Below are 2908 nucleotides of genomic sequence, written 5' to 3'. Positions count from 1 at the left end.
CCCCCGCCGCCCCCGCCTCCGCCGCCGCCGGCCGTGGTGTGTTCGCCGGGTCCGTTCATCGTGTTCTTCGAGTGGAACAAGTCGGACGTCACGCCGGAGGCCGCGTCGATCCTCGACAATGCGGTCACGCAATATGCGAGCTGCGGCAATGCGCAGGTCATGCTGGCGGGTCACGCCGACAAGTCGGGCTCGGCCTCGTACAATGTGGGGCTGTCGCAGCGCCGCGCCGACGGGGTGAAGGCCTATCTGACCGCGCATGCGATCCCGGACGGCGTCATCACGACGCAGGCGTTCGGCGAGAGCCGGCCGCGCGTCGACACCGCCGACGGCGTCCGCGAGGTGCAAAACCGCCGCGTGGAGGTGACCTACGGCCCGGGTTCGGGCCAGTAAGCACCGCGCCTTTGGGTGAACACGAAGGGAGGTCGGCCGCGAGGCCGGCCTCCTTTTCGTTGTCGCGGGCAGACGATGGCGCGGACGTCAGCAGACCCTCCGGCGAACCGCTTGACGGCGTCATGGTCGCGATGTGGCGGCGCCTCCCATTCCACCATGCCTCATGGCGAACACGCGAGCCGTTCGCGCCTGACCACCGGGCTGGCAACACCGGTGGCGATCGCGTCCAACCGGAGCGGCTCCGGCACGAGCTGGCATGGAACGACGATCGCGGTTGGCGGGGCTAGCAGAACACGCGTTCATCCGGCCGGACCAGATCGACTTCCAGAATGAACGAGGACCGCATCGTTACGATCAGCGCGTACGGACGGACCGATCCACGTTCAGGACGCGTGGCGTGACCATGCGTAGCCCTCCTCCGCTACGTCAAGATTAGGCCATCCCCACCAGCCTCAATCAGGACGATCATCGTCCGCATACGGAGCCTAACGCGTGCCCTCTCGAGGTGGCGCCAGTCCAACGCTTGATCCCGCGCACCGGCCTGCGCGACGATGAGACACGGTGTCGCGACATCATCAAGCCGCGCTACATGGTATCGACGCTGGGTGGAGCCGGCCCAACGACCAGATCAAGCGGCGACTGATCAGCTTCGAGCGACGAGCGTGGCTCGTCCTCAGATGCCGGCGTACCAGTCGTAGTCGATCCGGTCTTCCCAATAGCCGCCCTTGCCGTCGCCAATGCCGGCGAGCGTCGGCACCGCCTCGATCGCCATCACGTACTTCGCCTGCTTGTAGCCGAGCTGCCGCTCGACGCGCAGCCGCGCCGGCGCGCCGTGCCCGACCGATAGCAGGTGGCCGTTGAGCTGCAACGCGAGGATGGTCTGCGGATGGAAGGCGTCGATCAGGTCGATCGACTCGTAATAGGGCGTGCCGCCGATCTGGTCGGCGCAATGGAAGACGACGAAACGCGCCTCCGGTCTCACGCCGGCGAGCTTGAGTACCGTGCCCAGTAGCGGCCCGCGCCACTGGCCGATCGCGCTCCACCCCTCGACGCAATCGTGACGCGTGATCTGCGCGCGGGCGGGCAAGCCGTGCAGCTGCGCAAGGCTCAGCGCGAGCGGCTGGCGGACGAGACCGCCGACCCGCAGCCGCCAATCCGCAAAGCCGCTCGCGACCAGCGCGTTGTATGCAGGCGTGTTCGGGTTCTGCGACCCGTTCTGGCGGAACACCGGCGAGATTTGATCGGGCCGGTATTCGGGCGCCAGCGCGGCGCGGTCGATCAGCGCGCGCTGCAGGTGCCAGTTGATCTTGTCGCCCGATTCGAGGATGCGGCGCGCCGGCGCCCAGTTCTGGACCTTGTCGCACGCGCCAAGCAACAGCCCGGCGCCGCCCGCGACCAGATGACGTCGCGACAGGATCATCGCAGCTCCTCCGGATACGGGCGGAACCAACCGGTGATCATCGACCGCACCTCGCGCACCGGGCCCGCCAGGATCACCAGCACCAGATGCACGACGATGAAGCCGATCAGCCCCCAGCAGGCGAGGAAATGAAGCGAGCGCGCGCTCGCGCGGCCGCCGAGCACCGCCAGCAGCCAGGGCGCGCCGGCGTCCCAACCCGGCGACAGCGCCAGCCCGGTCGCGATGGTGCCCGGCAGCAGCACGAACAGCGCGAGCGCATAGGCGAGCTTTTGCAACAGGTTCATCCGCTCCGGATGCGCGGCGTCATGGAAACGGAAGGCGAGGTGCTCGCGGACATCGGCCCAGACATGGGCGGGACGCAGCTCGGCGAGCCGGATGCGCAGGTCGCGGATGAAATGCCGGTTGGCGACGCCCGCGACCATGAACCACAACAGGTTGAACGCCAGCACCAGCGCGAACAGAAGGTGCCAGCGCCGGCCCAACGCCAGATTATAAGAGGACGGAATGGTCAGCCAGCCCGGAAAAGCGGGCGGGCTGAACCAGGGTCGGTCGAAATTGGCGCCGTACACCCCCCAATAAAGATGCGGGTGGGCGTTGGAGATCATCAGCCCGCTGCCGATCATCACGAACACCGCGACGACGTTGGTCCAATGCCACAGCCGGGTAGCGAGGCGATGGCGGAAAACGGGGGCGGGATCGGCCATGCCCGGGAAGATAGGGACGCGTCGCCCCCGTGTCATGCGGTCGCGCGTTCGCGGGGGCGATGACCGACTGGCATTTCTACGAACCCGCACAGGGCCATGGGCTCCCGCATGATCCGATCGCCGCGATCGTCGCGCCGCGCCCGATCGGCTGGATTTCGACGGTCTCGCGCGAGGGCAAGCGCAACCTGGCACCGTACAGCTTTTTCAACCTGTTCAACTACCGGCCGCCGTTGATCGGCTTCTCGTCGATCGGGCGGAAGGACTCGGTCGCCAATGCCGAAGCGACGGGCGAGTTCACGTGGAACCTGGTGACGCGCGACCTGGCCGACGCGATGAACGCGAGCTCGGCGGCGACCGACGAGGACGAGTTCGCGCTGGCGGGGATCGCGGCGGC

4 protein-coding genes are annotated in these 2908 nt (G+C 67.7%); 2 read left to right on the top strand and 2 right to left on the bottom strand.

Features of this window, described 5'->3' with window-relative positions; all coding sequences use genetic code 11:
* On the top strand, positions 1-390 hold a 390-nt coding region (locus tag HUU95_RS12800; protein ID WP_174280453.1), incomplete at its 5' end, for an OmpA family protein.
* 673 nt (positions 391-1063) lie between these two features.
* Here the strand turns inward: HUU95_RS12800 and HUU95_RS12795 are convergent.
* Together HUU95_RS12795 and HUU95_RS12790 are read right to left on the bottom strand one after the other, a co-directional pair.
* On the bottom strand, positions 1064-1810 hold the full coding sequence (locus HUU95_RS12795; protein WP_174280452.1) for a molybdopterin-dependent oxidoreductase: 747 nt from the start codon (positions 1808-1810) through the stop codon (positions 1064-1066).
* Positions 1807-2514: a cytochrome b/b6 domain-containing protein gene (locus tag HUU95_RS12790; RefSeq protein ID WP_254602791.1), complete on the bottom strand. Its 708-nt coding sequence runs from the start codon at positions 2512-2514 to the stop codon at positions 1807-1809. The genes HUU95_RS12795 and HUU95_RS12790 overlap by 4 nt, the downstream gene beginning before the upstream one ends.
* Positions 2515-2573: 59 nt before the next feature.
* Here HUU95_RS12790 and HUU95_RS12785 point away from each other — a divergent pair.
* The coding region (locus HUU95_RS12785; RefSeq protein WP_174280450.1) for a flavin reductase family protein at positions 2574-2908 on the top strand (335 nt) is incomplete at its 3' end.

This window comes from Sphingomonas bacterium (genome assembly GCF_903643065.1).
Classification (GTDB): domain Bacteria; phylum Pseudomonadota; class Alphaproteobacteria; order Sphingomonadales; family Sphingomonadaceae; genus Sphingomonas.
The sequence above is the reverse complement of the archived record's forward strand: the minus strand, read 5'-3'. Positions and strand labels throughout refer to the sequence as shown.